This is a genomic window from Actinocorallia libanotica, from assembly GCF_039525175.1.
Classification (GTDB): domain Bacteria; phylum Actinomycetota; class Actinomycetes; order Streptosporangiales; family Streptosporangiaceae; genus Actinocorallia; species Actinocorallia libanotica.
In genome coordinates this window covers 118,781-135,668 of record NZ_BAAAHH010000015.1, presented here as the reverse complement: position 1 = coordinate 135,668, position 16,888 = coordinate 118,781, and the positions used below count along the sequence as shown (strand labels likewise).

Annotated in this window: 17 protein-coding genes; 5 read left to right on the top strand and 12 right to left on the bottom strand. The window is 69.1% G+C overall.

What is annotated here, in order from left to right; translation table 11 throughout:
• Nucleotides 1–58 precede the first annotated feature (58 nt).
• The gene (locus tag ABD140_RS19465) at nucleotides 59–2,731 is read left to right on the top strand and encodes a hypothetical protein (RefSeq protein ID WP_344242301.1); all 2,673 of its coding nucleotides are present in this window, start codon (nucleotides 59–61) and stop codon (nucleotides 2,729–2,731) included.
• Nucleotides 2,732–3,110: 379 nt separating this feature from the next.
• Here the strand turns inward: ABD140_RS19465 and ABD140_RS19460 are convergent, their stop codons facing one another.
• On the bottom strand, nucleotides 3,111–3,506 hold the full coding sequence (locus ABD140_RS19460) for a VOC family protein (RefSeq protein ID WP_344242300.1): 396 nt from the start codon (nucleotides 3,504–3,506) through the stop codon (nucleotides 3,111–3,113).
• A 121-nt stretch (nucleotides 3,507–3,627) separates the two neighbouring features.
• The gene (locus tag ABD140_RS19455; RefSeq protein ID WP_344242299.1) at nucleotides 3,628–4,761 is read right to left on the bottom strand and encodes a spirocyclase AveC family protein; all 1,134 of its coding nucleotides are present in this window, start codon (nucleotides 4,759–4,761) and stop codon (nucleotides 3,628–3,630) included.
• 242 nt (nucleotides 4,762–5,003) lie between these two features.
• Here ABD140_RS19455 and ABD140_RS19450 point away from each other — a divergent pair, with 242 nt between their 5' ends.
• Nucleotides 5,004–5,606, top strand: coding sequence for a TetR/AcrR family transcriptional regulator (locus ABD140_RS19450; RefSeq protein WP_344242298.1), 603 nt, complete (start codon nucleotides 5,004–5,006; stop codon nucleotides 5,604–5,606).
• Between the two features lie 54 nt (nucleotides 5,607–5,660).
• On the opposite strand, the gene ABD140_RS19445 is transcribed toward ABD140_RS19450, so the two are convergent.
• Genes ABD140_RS19445 through ABD140_RS19400 form a run of 10 tightly spaced genes read right to left on the bottom strand, consistent with a single transcriptional unit; the run spans nucleotide 5,661 to nucleotide 14,924 of the window.
• Entirely contained in the window at nucleotides 5,661–7,109 is a 1,449-nt protein-coding gene (locus ABD140_RS19445) for an aldehyde dehydrogenase (RefSeq protein WP_344242297.1), read from the bottom strand.
• A 30-nt stretch (nucleotides 7,110–7,139) separates the two neighbouring features.
• Entirely contained in the window at nucleotides 7,140–8,393 is a 1,254-nt protein-coding gene (locus tag ABD140_RS19440; RefSeq protein WP_344242296.1) for a metal-dependent hydrolase family protein, read from the bottom strand.
• Nucleotides 8,390–8,722, bottom strand: a complete 333-nt coding sequence (locus ABD140_RS19435) for a hypothetical protein (RefSeq protein WP_344242295.1) — start codon at nucleotides 8,720–8,722, stop codon at nucleotides 8,390–8,392. The genes ABD140_RS19440 and ABD140_RS19435 overlap by 4 nt, the downstream gene beginning before the upstream one ends.
• Nucleotides 8,719–9,999: an aromatic ring-hydroxylating oxygenase subunit alpha gene (locus ABD140_RS19430; RefSeq protein WP_344242294.1), complete on the bottom strand. Its 1,281-nt coding sequence runs from the start codon at nucleotides 9,997–9,999 to the stop codon at nucleotides 8,719–8,721. Before ABD140_RS19430 ends, ABD140_RS19435 begins: the two co-directional genes overlap by 4 nt.
• A gap of 43 nt (nucleotides 10,000–10,042) precedes the next feature.
• A complete protein-coding gene (locus ABD140_RS19425) occupies nucleotides 10,043–10,885 on the bottom strand; it encodes a TauD/TfdA dioxygenase family protein (protein WP_344242293.1) in 843 nt (280 codons plus the stop codon).
• 45 nt (nucleotides 10,886–10,930) lie between these two features.
• Nucleotides 10,931–11,266 (bottom strand): hypothetical protein, encoded by a 336-nt coding sequence (locus ABD140_RS19420; RefSeq protein ID WP_344242292.1) that lies wholly within the window; start codon nucleotides 11,264–11,266, stop codon nucleotides 10,931–10,933.
• The gene (locus ABD140_RS19415) at nucleotides 11,263–12,525 is read right to left on the bottom strand and encodes an aromatic ring-hydroxylating oxygenase subunit alpha (RefSeq protein ID WP_344242291.1); all 1,263 of its coding nucleotides are present in this window, start codon (nucleotides 12,523–12,525) and stop codon (nucleotides 11,263–11,265) included. Before ABD140_RS19415 ends, ABD140_RS19420 begins: the two co-directional genes overlap by 4 nt.
• Before the next feature lie 2 nt (nucleotides 12,526–12,527).
• Complete coding sequence (locus tag ABD140_RS19410) at nucleotides 12,528–13,154, bottom strand: carboxymuconolactone decarboxylase family protein (RefSeq protein WP_344242290.1); 627 nt, start codon at nucleotides 13,152–13,154, stop codon at nucleotides 12,528–12,530.
• A complete protein-coding gene (locus tag ABD140_RS19405) occupies nucleotides 13,151–13,912 on the bottom strand; it encodes an SDR family NAD(P)-dependent oxidoreductase (protein ID WP_344242289.1) in 762 nt (253 codons plus the stop codon). The genes ABD140_RS19410 and ABD140_RS19405 overlap by 4 nt, the downstream gene beginning before the upstream one ends.
• Before the next feature lie 7 nt (nucleotides 13,913–13,919).
• On the bottom strand, nucleotides 13,920–14,924 hold the full coding sequence (locus ABD140_RS19400) for a 2Fe-2S iron-sulfur cluster-binding protein (protein ID WP_344242288.1): 1,005 nt from the start codon (nucleotides 14,922–14,924) through the stop codon (nucleotides 13,920–13,922).
• Between the two features lie 387 nt (nucleotides 14,925–15,311).
• On the opposite strand from ABD140_RS19400, the gene ABD140_RS19395 reads away from it, so the two are divergent.
• The 3 genes from ABD140_RS19395 (at nucleotide 15,312) to ABD140_RS19385 (ending at nucleotide 16,799) form a co-directional block, all read left to right on the top strand.
• Entirely contained in the window at nucleotides 15,312–15,881 is a 570-nt protein-coding gene (locus ABD140_RS19395; protein ID WP_344242287.1) for a TetR/AcrR family transcriptional regulator, read from the top strand.
• Between the two features lie 113 nt (nucleotides 15,882–15,994).
• Nucleotides 15,995–16,423, top strand: a complete 429-nt coding sequence (locus ABD140_RS19390) for a hypothetical protein (protein ID WP_344242286.1) — start codon at nucleotides 15,995–15,997, stop codon at nucleotides 16,421–16,423.
• A 211-nt stretch (nucleotides 16,424–16,634) separates the two neighbouring features.
• Nucleotides 16,635–16,799, top strand: a complete 165-nt coding sequence (locus ABD140_RS19385) for a hypothetical protein (RefSeq protein WP_344242285.1) — start codon at nucleotides 16,635–16,637, stop codon at nucleotides 16,797–16,799.
• Nucleotides 16,800–16,888 lie beyond the last annotated feature (89 nt).

The following is a 16,888-nucleotide window of genomic DNA, read 5'->3' as shown; positions in this document are numbered from 1 at the left end:
CGACTCCGACGGGCCCGACACCCACTCCACCCCGATCCGCGGCTCCCGTCCGTCCCCGATGGACCTGGGCGACGACGACGGCCCCTCCTCCAGCTCCAACACCAGGATCGGCCCGTCGGACCGCACGTCGTTCCAGGCCGGCGGGCGGTCCAAGCGGGCCTGGAGCGATGGCTCCGACTCGGATGCGGACCCCGACTCCGACGGCCCGTCCCGGCTGTCCAGCGCGGTCAAGCGTGTCCGCGTCGCCGTGCCCGTCAGCGACCAGCAGGGCAAACCGGCCAACGGGCCGGTGCGCCCGTCGACCGCCGGTCCGTCGCCGTCCAGCGGGCAGTCACCCGGCATGGCGGCGCTGACCGCTCTGATCGGCCCGCTCCCGCCGCCCGACCCGGGCCCGCAGGCGGTGACCGTGGCGATGAACCCTGCCAACGTGATCCAGCCGAACCAGGGCGGGGCGGCCCTGGCCGACGTGCCGCAGCAGCCCGTGCCGGACCTCAACGCGTTCAAGCGGGATGGCACCGTAACGGTCAAGGACGTCAACTACTACCCGATCTTCTCGGTCGAGAACGGCTTGGTCGGGACCGTCAATTTCGGTACGACCCGGACCCCGAGCCCGTTCGGCGCGGAGATGGGCGACCACACCGCGGCCTGGACGGGCGTCGTCGACTCCCTCCACGCCAGCGTGTTCGGCAAGACCCTCCAGGGAGCCGTCCAGGAGCTGCGGCGCCGCCAGGAGTCCGCCGACAGCTGGATGGACGGCCCGCTGCCGGACGGTACCGAACCCGCCGTTCTCAAGCTGTGGAAGATGCTGGACGAGGACGATCGTCAAGGCCGGTACGAACAGGTGCAGGGCTACGCCTTCAAGGTCCGCGGCGAACTCGACAGCGCACAGGCGGTCATCGATGCGGCCGCGGCGGACCCGGCGGGCCCCCGGCAGCTGACCAAGGAGGAGGAGCGCACGGTCAGCGCTCACCTGAGCGAGGCGCTCGGGCACCACGCGGCCTACCGGAACATGCTGCCGCTCGCCACCGTGCGCGTGCCCGGGGGCCGCGGCTCCATCGGCTCGGGTGAGGGGACGGCCCGCAACAACATCCTGACCGTCGAGATCGCCATGAACGAGAAGAGCAAGAACAACAACGCTCCCGATCCCGACCCCGACAAGGCCCGCGAGGGGCTGACGAAGCTGTTCTCGATGACCGCGGCCACCCGCGAGGCCCGGCTCGGAGAGGCGCTGAATCCGAAGAAGCGCAAGGAGGCCAGGGAACGGATAGAGGGGATCGACAGGTACGTCAAGGTATTGGCGACCGAGATTGACGCGATCATCCTGCTGCCCGTCGCCGGTGGCACGACCGCCCGGCAGCCCACCAGGCTCGTTCCGGGCAGGACCCTGGACGATGTGCTGACCGCCCTGACGAAAGCGACGGATCCGAATAAAACGGTTCCGCCGGCCTTCGCCCCGGAAACGGAAGACGAGAATTCCGCCGAGGACGCGGTGTACTGGCTCTCCCGCAAGGTGCGGGAGGTGGTGGGCGGGCTCAAACTGCTGTCCGGGCAGAAGGTCTCGGCCACGGATCTGGGCAAGATCAAGAAGGAGGTCGAGAAACTCGCCAAGGACAACGCTCTCGGTCCTGTCATCGACAGAATGTCCAAGACGGATGCGGAAGTCCGCGCCGAAACCGGCCTGATGCTCGCACACATGATCAATGAGCATCAGAGCAACATGGCCGATGCCTATCCCGAGACGGTCAAGCTGACCGGATTCCTCCAGAACGCCGCAGGCGTCGATGACCCGGCCGGTGCCGCCGGCGCGATGCTCGAGAAGTTCATCAGCGAAGGCAAGGCGAAGAAGACGCTCGACGTCGAACCGGGGGAGGAGGCCCATCTGCTCGCCGCGTTCGCCGCGCAGTACGACTCCTTGAACCACCTTCCGCAGGCCGGCGCCGGCAACGGCTGGGTGGTCGGCTCCCGCAACGACGGCCTCGTCGTCGGGATCCGCAAGGGCGACCCGGTGATCCTGGGACGCGCGGCCCCGCCGCCCGGCATCGAAGGCATGGGCTCGCACAGCACCGCCTGGAAGACGGAGACCGATGCCGTGAAGCAGTGGTTCAAGGAAGTGCGGGAGAACCGCGGCGGAGACGCCGCGATCATCGACCACTTCAAAGCGGAGACGGAGAGGGATCTCCAGGGCAAGCTGATGACGGAGCTCGCCCCGGTCCTGAACACCGGCCAGCTCGACAAGGGCCAGCTCGAGGCCGTCGCCAAAGCCGCCTATGAGGTCCGCACCGCGGGCACCCCCGAGCAGGCGATCCGCGCCTACCTCACTTTCCGCAACGTCCTCCCGTTCGCCACCGTCAACTCCGGTGACCGCGGCGGCCACGGCGAAGGCACGGCCACCACTTCCAAGGGCCTCTTCGACCGTGAGTCCCTCGAGAAGGAGGCCGAGGCGAGGGCCGACGACTTCGAAGACGACGCCGACAGCCAGATCACCGCCGTCAAGGCGGCCATCGCCAAACTGAAGTCCGACAGCGCCACCCGCTACGCCACCGACCAGGACTTCGTCAAGATGATCGGCAAAGTCGCTGACGCAATGACCAGAAAGGCCGACAGCCTCGCAACAAACCCCGCCAAGGGCTACTCGACCACCATCAAGAACCTGATCACCAAAACCCGAAAGGAAGAACACGACCGCGTCTACGCCGTAGCCAAAAAGTGGAAACCCCCCGCAACCACCTAACCACCCGAACACGATCGCGTTCGGCGCACAGGTCGCCATGTAGGCCATCGACGATGTCGCGGACAAGATGGACGAGAAGGCCGGCAGCCTTACGAAGACACCTGCGAAGGGGTACGCAACCGCGATCAGGGACTTGATCTACAACACCCGATATGCGGAGCACGAACGAGTCTTCGAGTGTTCGTCCACACGGGCTGCACCCGCCTGTACGAGACAGTGATCCCCTTCGGCGGCCTCCCCGGACTTCGCCTCACCGTGCCCGGCGCCCCTCCCGCAGCCGGTGGCCATCGGCAGGAGCGGAGGGGCAGGGCGGACGAAGGGCCGGAGAGGACGCTCCGCGCGCCGGGCATCGCCCGTGAAGGGCGGGTCGGGACGCGGTTCAGCGAAGTTCGCCGGTGATGATCCACAGGTGGCCGAACGGGTCGCGGATACGGCCCGAGCGCTTGCCGTAGGGCCGGTTCTCGATGGGTATGACCACTTCGGCACCGTGGGCGACCATGCGTTCGCCGGTCGCGTCCGGGTCGTCGACCTCGATCTCGAGGAGGACCGCGGAACCGCCGAGGTCGTCCGGTGAGAGCCAGCCCCACGCGGAGACGGCCGGTGAGAGCTGGAAGGACGAGCCGCCGACGCGGTGGTCGATCATGGAGGGTCGGCCGTCATCGCCCGCTGGGGCGCAGAACACCTGCTCGGCGCCGAGAGCACGCTGGTAGAACGCCGAAGCGCGGTCCGGGTCGGGGACGATGAGACGGGGAGAAAGACAGGTGTTCTGGGTCATGCACCCATCGTGGAGCCGACCGGCGGCGGAGTCTTGAACATTTGGGAACGCGCTCCGTGTCCCTCTCCCGGCGGCCACCGCCGGATCCGTGCTCCGGAACCGCGTGCCTGCCGCGAGCACCTCACTCGCCCCGCTCAAAGGGGATGGTCTTCGGCTGCTCCACACCCGGCGGTAGAACGAACTCGCCGTCGGTGTTCACGTAGCCGGAGTGCCTGGTCGGGATCGGCAGCGAGGGGTCGGGGCAGGGCCGGTCCGATCCCTCGCCGCAGACCGGTCCGCTGAAGTAGGAGCGCTTCTGGACATCGGCGGGCCACGGATCGGCGTGCATGCTGACCCCCCACGCGGGGATGAGGTAGAAGACGAAGAAGGACGCGCTGACCGCGGCGAAGATCGCCAGGAAGCGGGTGAGCTGCCGGGCGGCACCCGCGCGGACCCGGTCCAGGCCGCGCTCGACGACGGTCCGGCCGCGATCGTCGGTGAAGTAGCGCAGACAGCACAGGGCCGCCTGCACGCCTCCCCACATCAGCCCCTCATAGACGGGCCACTGGTAGTAGGTGCCGGCGTTGACGGACAGCGACTGGATGGCGCCGGGGTAGGAGTACATGCCGAACGGCAGGATGATGCAGGCCTCCATGACGAAGTCGAAGGCGATGGCGATCAGATAGGTGACGCCGATCAGCCGGAGGTTGCTCATGTGCGGCCACCGCGCCTTGATCCTGCGCATGATCCAGCATCCGGCGATCGTGAGCAGGAGGACGCCGAACGCGTAGCCCGGCGCGTTCGTCAGGATCGGTTCGGGCACCTGGTGGCCGGGCTCCTCGGGGGACACCCAGCCGGGAACGTGCGAGGACCAGGAGCCGCGGTTGAACAGCCACGCGTTGTAGGTGCACCACGTGTTGAAGTAGTTCAGCAGCGGGTCCTGGAAGAACATCAGGCCCATGGACACCAGGAGCATGCCGTCCAGGGTGATGCGCCGCTCGCGCCGCCACGGCCTGATGACGAAGAACCACAGGCCGATCGGCACCAGGATCCACATCGCGATCATGTTCGCGGTCAGGAACACCTTCATGTACGCCGGCGGGTCACTGGGCCCCGAGGGCACCCGCACGAAGTACGGCCCGGTGACCCACTGGATCAGCACGTACAGCTGCAGGAGCAGGACGGCGCCGCCCGCGGCGGCCCACAGCGTGACCCGATGCGTTGATCCGTCCGGCTCGGTGACCGAGGGCGCCTTTCCGCCCGGCGGTTCGCTCATGACATGGCCTCCTGTACGGAGCGGGGGAACGATAATTAATCGATCAGTTGATTGTTTCGTCAGTATGAGGAGGCACCGGTGCCCCGTCAAGAGGCGGACCATCGCGGCATCCGTCCACCGCCCGGCTCCCGCGTACCATGGCGTGAGGTGATCGATCAGCTGATGGGACGGTAGTGGACTCCGCAGAACTGGACCGTCAGAGGGAAGCGGTGCCGGACGGGACGCCGTCTCTCGGGCGTCCGGTGGGATCCAAAGGAGAGGACACCCGCCGCCGGATTCTCGCCGCGACCATGCAGCGCGTCGCCGAGATGGGGTACGCACGGGCGACGATCCGCGAGATCGCCCGCGCCGCGGACATGACGAGCGGCAGCCTGTACCACTACTTCCCGAACAAGGCGGAGATCGTCAAAGCGACCTACCTCGAAGTCGGCGCGGCGGCCATGCCGCGGTTGGAGGCGGCCGCCGCACAGGCCGACGGCCTGATCGACAAACTCGTGGCCGTCATCGACCAGGGCGCTCGGATCGTGCAGGAATACCCCTATGCCGTCGCGTTCGATCGGGCCGTTCGAGCACCCGGTACCGACCACGCGGTGGCGAAGATCAGCGACGGCATCTTCGCCTCCCTGCGGGACATCGTGGAGGACGTGATCGCCCAAGCACACCGCAACGGCGAACTGAACCCCGACGCGACCACCGCGGGCGCGGCCAACGCCGTCTTCGCCATCATGCGCGGACTCTACGACGACGCCGCCCTCGCGACCGCATACGACTTCCGCGACACCGTCCGGGCACTCCAGCTGCTGCTCCAAGGACGCCTGATCACGGCACCATCGCCACCAGAGTAGGCGCCGACGGGAACAGGCGACCGTGGTTGATCAGCGGCGACGGCCGCTGGGCGGTCACGGGGCGGCGACGGAGATGGATTTGGTGTCGAGGTGGCTGTCGATGCCCTCAAGGCCCAGTTCCCGGCCGATACCGCTGTCCTTGACGCCGCCGAACGGCGCGGCGGGGTCCATGGAGTAGGGCTGGTTGACCCCGAAGGTCCCGGCGGCGACGCGGCGGGCGACGGCCAGTCCGCGTTCGGTGTCGGGGGTCCAAACGGAGCCGGACAGACCGTAGCGGGTGTCGTTGGCCAGGTGGACGGCGTGGTCTTCGTCGTCGTAGGGGATGACGGTGAGGACCGGTCCGAAGATCTCCTCCTGGGCGATGCGGCTGCCGTTGTCGGCGCGGGCGAACAGGGTGGGGCGGACGTACCAGCCGGAGCCTGCTCCGGCTGGTAGTGCGGCTCCGCCGGTGGCCAGGACGGCGCCTTCCTTCTCCCCGAGTTCGATGTAGGCCCGCACCCGCTCCTGCTGGCGGCGGCTGACCAGGGGACCGATGTCGGTGGCGGGGTCGGCGGGGTCGGCGACGACGAGGGCGTCCATCATCGCGGCGAGGGCGTCGACGTGGGCGTCGTGCCGGGAGCGCGGGACCAGGATCCGGGTCTGGGCGACGCAGGCCTGGCCGCTGTTCATCAGGCCGGCGACCTTGATGCCGGCGGCGGTCGTGGCGGGATCGGCGTCGTCCAGGACGATGGCGGCGGACTTGCCGCCCAGTTCCAGGCTGACACGTTTGAGGGCGGCGCCGCACACGGCGGCGACCCGGGCTCCGACGGCGGTGGAACCGGTGAAGGACACGCGGTCGACGCCGGGGTGGGCGACCAGGTGCGCGCCGAGTGCGCCGTCGCCGGGCAGGACGCTGATCACCCCGGGCGGGAAGCCGGCCTGTTCGGTGAGGCGGGCCAGGAGGTAGGCGTCCAGCGGCGTCTCGGGGGAGGGTTTGAGGACGACCGGGCAGCCCGCCAGGAGTGCGGGGACGAGCTTCATCACCGCCAGCAGCATCGGCATGTTCCACGGGACGATCGCGGCGACCACGCCGACCGGGGTGCGCTGCAGCAGGATGTCGCTGCCGTAGCGGCCGGGCCGTGCCTGTTCCCAGTCCACGGTCTCGGCGATGTCGGCGAAGGCCCGCATCATGACGCCGGGCAGGGCGGCGTGGGCGGAGCGGGCGAAGGTGATCGGTGCGCCCATCTGGGCGCTGATCAGGCGGGCGATGTCCTCGCGGCAAGGGTCGTACAGGTCGGCGAGCCTGCGGATCGCGGCGATCCGTTCGGCGGGCGGCAGGCGGGGCCAGGGCCCGCGGTCGAACGCCGCCCGGGCCGCGGCGACGGCGGCGTCGGCGTCCCGCGGCGCGGGGGCGGCGATCCGTGCGATGGCCTGCTCGGTGTGCGGAGAGATCACCTCGATCCTCCGGCCGGTGCTCGGCGGCACCCAGGAGCCTCCGATGAACACGCGTTCTTCTCCCTGCATGGGGGGATCCCTTCCGACGGGTCGGTCCGGTCAGGCCGTGGGTGCGGGGGTCTTGTGGACGCGGCCGTCTTTCATGACGAAGCGGACGTCCTGCAGGAGGGTGATGTCGCCGGTGGGGTCGCCGGGAACGGCGATGATGTCGGCGAGGAGGCCTTCGGCGAGCCGTCCGCGGTCGTCGGCGCCGATGAGGTCGGCGCCGACGACGGTCGCGGCCTGGATCGCCTGCATCGGGGTCATGCCGCGGTCGACCAGCGCCCACAGCTCCTTGGCGTTGTGTCCGTGCGGGATGGCGGGCGCGTCGGTGCCGCAGGCGATCTTGACTCCGGCGGCGATGGCCTTGCCGAGGGTGGCGCGGGCGCGCGGGAAGAGCGCTTCGGCCTTGCGGCGCAGCGCGGGCGGCGCGTTGGAGACGTCCAGGCCCTCGGACAGGTAGCTGGTGGGGACGAGGAACGTGCCGTGGTCGACCATCATCTGCAGGGTGTCGTCGGTGGCGAGGGACCCGTGCTCGATGCAGTCGACGCCCGCCCGGACGCAGGCGCGGATGCCCGCGTCGCCGTGGGCGTGGGCGGCGACCCTGATCCCCGCGCGGTGGGCCTCGTCGACGATGGCGGCGAGCTCCTCGTCGGAGTACTGCTGGGCTCCGGCGGCGGTGCCGTGCGACATGACCCCGCCGGACGCGGAGATCTTGATGACTCCGGCGCCGTGCTTGATCTGGTAGCGGACGGCCTTGCGGACCTCGGGGACCCCGTTGGCGATGCCCTCCTCGACGCTCAGCGGCATGATGCCCGGCGCGAGCCTCTGGAACATCGTCGGGTCCAGGTGCCCGCCGGTCGGGGTGATGGCGTGGCCGGCCGCGACGATGCGGGGGCCCTCGGCGTAGCCCTCGTCGATGGCGCGGCCGAGGTCGACGTCCAGGAGGTAGCCGCCGGTCTTCACCATCAACCCGAGGTTGCGGACCGTGGTGAACCCGGCCAGCAGGGTGGTGCGGGCGTTGGCGGTGGCCCGCAGGGTCCGGTAGACGGGGCCGTCCTGGACGCCGTGCATCGGCCTGGGCAGCCCGGTGGGGGTGTCGGGGCCGCCGATGAGCAGGTTGATCTCCATGTCCATCAGGCCGGGCAGGAGCGTCATGCCGCCCAGGTCGATGCGGGTCGCGCCGCACGGCGTCGCGGGCGGGTCGATCGCGGTGATGAGGCCGTTCTCGACGATGATGACCGCGGGGGAGCGGACCTCGCCTTTGTCGGCGTCGATCCACCGGTCGGCGGTCAGCACGATCGGACCCGTCACGGGACGGGCTCGATCAGGCAGTCGAGGGCGGCGGCTCCGGTGTCGGGGACGCGCTGCTGGCTCCACGCCTCGACGCAGAAGGAGACGTTGACCAGCGAGTACAGCAGGTACATCAGCTGCAGGACGTCCTCGGGCAGGTCGTCGAGGGAGTAGGCGTCGCAGTGGGCGAGCGCGGCCTCGGCGCGGGGGGCGGCCGCGTCGTAGAACGCCTGGATGTCGCTCATCGGGGTGGCCAGCCGCTTGGCGTACCGCTGCGCCTCGGTCGGCAGGCACCAGTCGGCGGCGAACGGTTCGAGGTCGGCGAACGCGGCGGGCAGCAGGGCGGTCATCGGGTCGTGCCCTTCTCGATCTCGGCCTGGTAGTCGGCGATCCAGTCCGCGGTCACCTTGTGCATGTGCCGGCACAGGATCTCCTGGTCGTTGAGGTGGAAGTGGGTGACGGCCCGGGATTCGAGCATCATCTGCGTCGCCTCCAGGGTGTTGCCGTCCTGGAGGGCGTACTCCTTGAACGTGACGGCGGCCATCTCGCGGGCGACGCGTTCGCGCGGGGTGCGGGAGGGGACGAAGTAGAGGTTCCCCTCGAAGGTGTGGCTGTTGTAGGAGGTCGGCCAGTACTGGTAGGTGAGGTACCAGCCGCCCGACCAGATGAGGATCGTGAAGTTCGGCCACAGTTGGAAGGAGTCCAGTCCCCAGGGGTCGCAGCCCGCCGGGTTGAGGCCCACGGGCATCTTCTCCACGCCCAGGTCGGGCTTGTCCCACGGGCCGAACAGGCCGCTGCGGGTGATGTCCTCCATCGGCTTGCGCATGTCGGGGGCGAGTTCCCACGCCACGATGCCGGAGGTGCTCACGAGGCGGTGCGGGCCTTCGATCCGGTAGTGCGGCGCCTCGAACCCGGCCTGGGCGGCGGCGGCGGAGAAGGCGTCCGGCGTCTGGTTCGAGTGCAGGACGGGCGCGTGGTAGAACTCCTGGAAGGCGTCCATGAAGAGCTTCCAGTTCGCGCCGACCTGCGACCGGTACTGCCACCGCTCGGTCATCTTGTCGAAGGGGTAGCCCTCCAGATTGGTGATCATGGGGCCGAGGAAGTCGGTGAGGGTCTGCTCGGGTTCGGGTGCGAGGTTGACGAAGATGAATCCCGACCAGACGTCGCAGTGGACGGGCACCAAACCGGTGGTGTCCTTGTCGAGGTCGAAGAACTCGCCTTCCTGCTGGACGAAGGTCAGTTGTCCGTCCAGGCCGTAGCGCCAGCCGTGGTATTTGCAGGTGAACTGGCGGCAGGTGCCGGAGGCCTCCTCGCGGGGGAAGTCGTTCCACACCAGCTTGTTGCCGCGATGCCGGCAGATGTTGTGGAACGCCCGCACGGTGTCGTCGGCGCCGCGGACGAGGATCAGGGAGGTCTTGGCGACCTCGATCTCCTTGGTGAAGTAGGAGCCCCTGCGCGGGAGCTGCTCGACGCGGCCGACGTTCAGCCACGCCCGCTTGAAGATCGCCTCGCGTTCCAGCTCGAAGAACTCCGGCGAGATGGAGTCCTCATAGGAGATGGGGGCGGTGCCGAGCTCGGGGTAGTGCTCGGTCCAGCTGCCTTCGGGGGGCTTGGGCCATCGGGCCATGGGAATCCTCCTGGGGGTGGGGCGGGTGCGGTTCAGGCCGGTGTCACCGGATGGGCTCGTCGCCCAGGACGGTGGTGCGGAGCATCTCCCGGGGGGAGGCGGGGTCGTAGGGGGCCGCGCGGTGGATCACGCCCCGGTTGTCCCAGATGACGGTGTCGCCGATCGTCCACTCGTGCCGGTAGATCCGGTCCGGGGTGGTGCAGCGGGCCAGGAGTTCGTCCAGGAGGGCGCGGCCGGCCTCGCGGTCCATGCCGGCGATGTGGTCGGTCGAGGCGCCCAGGACGAGAGAGCGGCGTCCGGACCTGTGGGTCCAGACCAGAGGGTGCTCCCTGGCGGGGCGGCGGCGCCAGACCTCCAGCTGCTCGGGCGCCGGATCGGGGGTGACGAGCCGCTGGGAGGCCTCCAGGGAGTGCACGACCCGCAGTGCGGCGAACCGGTCCTTCTCCTCGTCGGTCAGCGTCTCGTAGGCGGCGTAGGAGCTGGCGAACTCGGTCTCGCCGCCGCGGTCGGCGACCTGCTCGGCGGTGAGGACGGTGGCCTTCTGCGGGAAGGCGTCGTCCTCGGGGGTGCAGCCGTCGATGTGCCAGTCGAAGGTGGCGCGCAGGTAGGAGGCGGCGGAGTTCTTGGCGGTGTCGAGGCTGACCCGGTAGATCCCCGCCACCTCGTGGTGGCCGGGAGAGGTGTCGATGTCGCCGAGCCTGCGGCAGAACGCGACCTGGGTCTCAGGGTCGAGGTGCAGGCCGCGGAAGACCAGGACGCCGTGGGTCTCCAGCGCTTCCATGATCAGAGGGGGCAGTGCGGCGTCGGTCGTCAGCCGTTCGGCGTCGACGCCGTGGACCTCCGCTCCGACCTGGTGCCCGAGCCTGTCAACGGTGATCGGCGGCATGCGGATCCCCTTTCGGTCGTGTCCGTCCGGGCAGCGGGTTCGTGGTCACGGGACGGGCTCCTCGATGCGTTCCAGCTCGGCGTCGGCGGCGTCGGTCGCCTTGACCTGCTGGAAGATCTCCACCGACATCGCGGCCATGACGAGCGAGTAGACGAGGTGGAGCAGCCGCAGGGCGTCGTCGGGCAGGTCGTCGAGGGGGAAGGCGTCGCAGTGGGCGATCGCCTCCTCCAGGCGCGGGAAGCAGGCGTCGTAGAACTCCTGCAGCTGCGGCATCGTCGAGGCCTGGCGGCGGGCGTAGCGTTCGGTCTCGGTCGCCAGGCACCAGGTCGCGGCGTAGGGCTCCAGGTCGGCGAACGCCGGGGGCAGCAGCGGGCCGGTCATGACGCCGCCTTGCTCTGGTAGCTCTGGACCCATGCGGCGACGACGTGGTGGAAGTGGCGGACCAGGACCTCCTGGTCGTTGACCGGGAACGTCTCGATGATCTTGTTGGCGTAGGCCGACTCCAGCGCGGTCTGGGTGCCGGTCAGCATGCCGGCGTCCTGGAGCGCGAACTCCTTGAACACCACCGCGGCGACCTCGTGCTCGATCCGCTCGCGCACCGTGGTGGCGGGCTGGAAGCACAGCATCCCCTCGAACCGGTGGGTGCTCGGCGAGGTTGGCCAGTACCGGTACATCAGGTACCAGCCGCGGTAGATGAGGATCTCCACGTTAGGGAAGATCTGGAAGTTGTCGATGCCCCAGGGGTCGATCTTGCCGGGGTTGAGGCCGGGAGGCGGATCGCCGATGTCGGGCGACTCCCACGGGCCGACCAGGCCGCTGCGGGTGACCTGCTCGATCGGGTACATGTACTCCGGCGGCAGTGTCCAGCGACGGGCACCGCCGGTGGACACCAGCCGGTGCGGGCCGTCCAGTTGGAAGTGCGCGCACTCGAATCCCGCGCCGGTGCGCACAGGCGTGGGGACCTGCTGCGGATGCAGGGACGGTACGTGGTAGTACTCCTGGAAGGCGTCGGCGAACAGCTTCCAGTTGCTGTGGTTGTCGGCCTGGAAGACGTACCGCTCGGTCATCTTGTCGAAGGGGTAGCCGTCCAGGTCGGTGATCATGGGGCCGAGGAAGTCGGTGAGGGTCTGCTCGGGTTCGGGTGCGAGGTTGACGAAGATGAATCCCGACCAGATGTCGCAGTGGACGGGTGCCAGGCCGGTGGTGTCCTTGTCGAGGTCGAAGAACTCGCCTTCCTGCTGGACGAAGTTCAACCGTCCTTGCAGGTCGTAGCGCCAGCCGTGGTATTTGCAGGTGAACTGGCGGCAGGTGCCGGAGGTCTCCTCGCGGGGGAAGCCGTTCCACACCAGCTTGTTGCCGCGATGCCGGCACACGTTGTGGAACGCGCGGATCCGCCCGTCCAGGCCGCGGACGACGACGAGCGAGGTGCCGGCGACCTCGATCTCCTTGGTGAAGTAGGAGCCCTTGCGCGGGAGCTGCTCGACGCGGCCGACGTTCAGCCACGCCCGCTTGAAGATCGCCTCGCGTTCCAGCTCGAAGAACTCCGGCGAGACCGAGTCCTCGAACGAGACCGGGGCGGTGCCGAGCTCGGGGTAGTGCTCGGTCCAGCTGCCCTCGGGGGGCTTGGGCCAGCGTGCCATGCTCATTCCTCCATTCCGGGAAGCGGGGGTGCGGAAGTGGGGTCCATGTCCGGGTCGAGCTCCAGGCCGGTGCTGCCGAAGACCATCGCCAGGCACAGGTAGCTGCCGACGACGAACAGGACCTCCAGGAGCCGGCGGGCGTCCAGGTGCGCCGCCAGCCCGTTCCAGGTGATGTCGTCGATGCGGTGGGCGGTCAGGAGCTGGTCGGCCGCGTCCAGCAGCAGCCGCTCCAGCGGCGTCCACTCCACGGCCTGCTCGTCTCCGGCGAGGGCTGCCAGATGCGCGTCCGACAGGCCCGCGGATCTGCCCATCCGCGCGTGCTGGATCCACTCGTACCGCGAGCGGGTCCGCCAGGCGACGCGAAGGATCAGCAGTTCGCGCAGCCGGGGTTCGAGTGCCGGATCGTCCAGGAGCACCCCGTTGTATCCGAGCCAGGCGGCGGCCAGCCGCGGATGATGCCCCAGGACGCCCAGCACGTTCGGCAGGCGCGGAGCGTCGGCGCCGCCGGACAGGAAGCGGTCGGCGCTGCGGACCCGGCCGCGCAGCATCGCCGCCGCGTCCCGGTCCCACAGGTGCGCGGCCAGCGGCGCCAGCCGCGGCGCCCGCCGCATTCCCGGCCGTGCGCTCATATGACCGCACCGCCGTTGACTCCCAGGACCTGGCCGGTGATGTAGCCCGCCTCGTCCGAGCACAGGAACGCGCACGCCGCGGCGATGTCCTCGCCGCTGCCGAGCCGGCCGACCGGGATCGCCCGTGCCATGACGTCGTTGCCGGGAAGGTCGCCTGACGCCTGCGAGGCCCGGGACATCGGCGTGTCGATCCCGGACGGCGGGATCGTGTTCGCGGTGATCCCGTACGCGGCGTATTCGCGGGCCAGCGCCTTCGTCATCGCGATCACCGCCCCTTTGGACGCGGTGTAGTGGACCATCCGCGGTGAGCCGCGCTGCGCGCTGGAGGAGGAGATCGTGACGATCCGCCCCCACCGGCCCTCCAGCATGTCCCCGATGGCGGCCTGGACGCAGTGGAAGGTCCCCGTCAGGTTGACCTCGACGACGCGGTTCCAGGACTCCGGCGGGATGTCGGCGAACGCCTCGAACGCCACCAGCCCGGCGCTGGTCACCATGACCTCCACCCGACCGAACCGGTCCCGGACCTCGCCCAGGGCATGCTCGACCGCGGTCCGGTCGGTCACGTCGGCCTCGCACGCCATGCCGGCGTGACCGGCCGCGTGCAGCTCCTCGGCGGTCCGCCGGGCACCCGGACCGTCGCGGTCCAGGACGGCGACCCGATGTCCCTGAGCGGCCAGGCGCCGGCAGATCGCCACGCCCATCCCCGACGCGCCGCCGGTCACGACGGCCGTCCTGCTCGTGCTCCTACGGTGATCCACGGCTCTCCTACTCATAGACCACGCGCACCGACGGGGTCGTCGGCACGGCCTGGCAGGTCAGCACCCAGCCCTCGTCGATTTCCTCGGGCGTCAGCGCCTCGTTGTTGCGCATCCGTGCCGAGCCCTCCACGACCCGCGCCATGCACGTCGCGCAGCTCCCGCTCTCACACGACGACGGCGCCCGCAGCCCCAGCGCCCTCGCGCCCTGAAGGAGCGTGGAACCGGCACGCAGCTCCCCGGAGACGTCCTGGCGGCCGAGCCGGATCGACACCCGGACCGGCGGCGCCTGCTCCGGTGGCGTCTGCTCCGGCGGCTCCACCGCGACCGTCGACGCCGGGGTGAACCGCTCGAAACGGACCCTCGCCTCCTCCGCGCCCGCCTCGGCCAACGCCTTGCGCACGCAGTCCATGAACGGTTCCGGCCCGCAGACGAAGAACTCCCCCTGCCCGGACCCGTCCGCGAACGCCCGGATCGTCTCAGGTCCCAGCAGCCCGCGCTCGCTGTCGTCATGGAAAGTCATCGCCAGCCGATCGGCGTACCGGTCGGCCAGCTCCTCCAACTCCCGCTGGAAGATCACCGAGTCCCGGTCCCGGTTGGCGTACAGCAGCCGCACCCGCCGGTCCGAACCGGCCAGCACCGTCTTCACGATCGACAGCACCGGCGTGATCCCGCTGCCGCCGGCGAACGCCACGACCTCGCCGTCATCCCCGCCGACCACGAACGACCCGGTCGGCACCGTCGCGGCGATCTCATCGCCCGGCGCCAGCACGTCGTTCATCCAGTTCGACACCACCCCGCCCGGCACCCGCTTCACCGTCACCCTCATCCGCTCGTCCAGCAACGGCGAGGAGGACATCGAATACGACCGAGTATGGGTGACGCCGTCGAGCTCCACCCGGAACGTCAGGAACTGGCCCGCTCGATAGGAATATCTCTCCGACAATCCATCGGGAACGTCCAGGACGAATGATGTGGTGTCCGCCGTCTCACGGAAGACGGCGGTGACCTTCAACGAATGAATTCCTCTGCCGGGAGGTGGGGATCCGCCGTTCATCTCAGCCTCAATTCAAAAGGCAAACAGCACGGATGGGCGATCTCGGTTTATGCTCCCGGGGGGTTCCGGGGCATCTTCAGGCGATAATTAGTCGATCGACTAGATTGATTGTTAGAGGCGACTGCGGGGGATGTCAAGGGGCGCATGGCTGATTTCGAGGCATGTCGGCTCGAAGGCCGTATCGGAGCCGCGCCGCGACCGGAACCGTCATCACCACCGGCGCGCGGTAGCCTCCTGCATGCGCGGAGCGTGACATGGGATGGCGGGAGAGCAGGTTCGGTAACATGCGTCTTCGAACCTGAGAGGAAGGCCATGAGACCGGGTCGCACCAGCAGAGCTGAAAGTATGCGGACTCGCGAAGCCATTCTCGACGCGGCCGAGCAGATCATGCTGGAAGAGGGTTACGCAGGGGTCACCACACGCAGGGTCGCCGCCCGCGCCGACGTCAACCAGGGAATGGTCTACTACCACTTCGGCGTCATGGACGACCTGTTCACCGAACTGTTCCGGCGGGGCGCCGACAAGACCTTCCGCCGCCAGGCCGAAGCCCTCGCCTCACCCCAGCCGCTCTGGGCGCTGTGGGACATGATGCAGGACCCGTCCCACAGCGCCCTCACCATGGAATTCGTCGCCCTGGCCAACCACCGCAAAGCCATCCGCGGCGTCATCGCGGACTCCTCCAGCAGGTTCCGCCGCCTCCAGGAGGAGGCGATCACCCGCATCCTCGAAGAACGCGGAGCGGCGTCCGACACCTGGCCGCCACTGGCCTTGATCCTCTTCCTGTCCAGCGTCTCCCGGTTCCTGCTCATGGAGCAGTCCTTCGAGATCTCCGTCGGCCACGACCAGATGACCGCCGTCGTCGAGGACCACCTGCGGCGGATCGAAGGCGAACGCCGAACCCCGCCACCCCGATAGGCCGCCGAGAACCCGCTCGCAAAGCCACCCTCCACGACGCCGGCTGACCCATCTCACCGTAAGTGGCCATGCCGCGGGAGGCCTCACACGACTCCGCTTGAAAGAGCAGCGATATGCCCCCTCTCCGCGAGCACGAGGACCGGTTCCTCGGCGAGTTCAGCGAGCTGCCGTACGGGCGGCCGGAAGGGCCGTCTCTCAGGGCCGCCGTTCGGGACCGGGGCGAAGACGACGAAGATCTCCTGGTGCGGTACCTGCGCTCAGGTGCGGTCCTGGTCGCCTCCCCCTCGAGGACCCGCGACGTGCTGAGTCCGACCGGGGAGGTCATCGGCGGGTTCGCCGTGCTGACCGACGGCTTCTGGGTCTGGTACTCCGATCTCCCCCACTACGTCGAGCGGTACCACGTCGAACTGGACCCCCGATTCGTCTCGGATGTCCGCACCCGGCGAGGAGCAGTGCCCTCGCTCAGCGAGGCGGAGCTGATGGACCTGGCACAGGCCGTCTTCGGCCTCCCGACTGAGCCTGACGCCGTCGATCACACCTGACTCCCGCGTCCATTTGAGCGCTGCGCACACGACTTCAGACACCCGTGCAGTCGACTTCTGATACCGACCCCTCGGGGAAGGGCGAAGAGCCCTTCAGCCTGTCGAAAATCCTGTCGTTGATCCACGGACGAAATCGGCCGCTTGAAGAGGCGTTTCTATCCCTGGTATCCGTTTTTCGGGTTGCTGGGGACACGTTCGGGAGCGGAGGGCCTTGACCAGTGAGTGCCCCATCCGCGTCATCCTGCGCGTAGCCGCCGAGGAGGCCGCCGACGACTGCTACATGTCGTCCTCCCAGCTGCCGCGCGTGTCGACGTCCGCAGCATCCGCCAGCGCTTCCAGCTCCGCGATCTCCTCGTCGGCGGGTTCGATGCCGTGAGCTCGCCCGAGCGCAGTCCTTCGTACCCGTAGGGCTCGTCCAAGGCGCGGTGCTCGGGCTGCTGGTGCCGCTCCTGGCCACCTTCTACA

Bases quoted from the DNA above. Each gene is read 5' to 3' on its own strand.
- ABD140_RS19460 (WP_344242300.1), bottom strand. From the start codon at position 3,506: ATGACCCAGAACACCTGTCTTTCTCCCCGTCTCATCGTCCCCGACCCG.
- ABD140_RS19465 (WP_344242301.1), top strand. From the start codon at position 59: ATGGACCTGGGCGACGACGACGGCCCCTCCTCCAGCTCCAACACCAGG.
- ABD140_RS19455 (WP_344242299.1), bottom strand. From the start codon at position 4,761: ATGAGCGAACCGCCGGGCGGAAAGGCGCCCTCGGTCACCGAGCCGGAC.
- ABD140_RS19420 (WP_344242292.1), bottom strand. From the start codon at position 11,266: ATGACCGGCCCGCTGCTGCCCCCGGCGTTCGCCGACCTGGAGCCCTAC.
- ABD140_RS19395 (WP_344242287.1), top strand. From the start codon at position 15,312: ATGCGGACTCGCGAAGCCATTCTCGACGCGGCCGAGCAGATCATGCTG.
- ABD140_RS19410 (WP_344242290.1), bottom strand. From the start codon at position 13,154: ATGAGCGCACGGCCGGGAATGCGGCGGGCGCCGCGGCTGGCGCCGCTG.
- ABD140_RS19435 (WP_344242295.1), bottom strand. From the start codon at position 8,722: ATGACCGCCCTGCTGCCCGCCGCGTTCGCCGACCTCGAACCGTTCGCC.
- ABD140_RS19390 (WP_344242286.1), top strand. From the start codon at position 15,995: ATGCCCCCTCTCCGCGAGCACGAGGACCGGTTCCTCGGCGAGTTCAGC.
- ABD140_RS19425 (WP_344242293.1), bottom strand. From the start codon at position 10,885: ATGCCGCCGATCACCGTTGACAGGCTCGGGCACCAGGTCGGAGCGGAG.
- ABD140_RS19445 (WP_344242297.1), bottom strand. From the start codon at position 7,109: ATGCAGGGAGAAGAACGCGTGTTCATCGGAGGCTCCTGGGTGCCGCCG.
- ABD140_RS19430 (WP_344242294.1), bottom strand. From the start codon at position 9,999: ATGGCCCGATGGCCCAAGCCCCCCGAAGGCAGCTGGACCGAGCACTAC.
- ABD140_RS19415 (WP_344242291.1), bottom strand. From the start codon at position 12,525: ATGGCACGCTGGCCCAAGCCCCCCGAGGGCAGCTGGACCGAGCACTAC.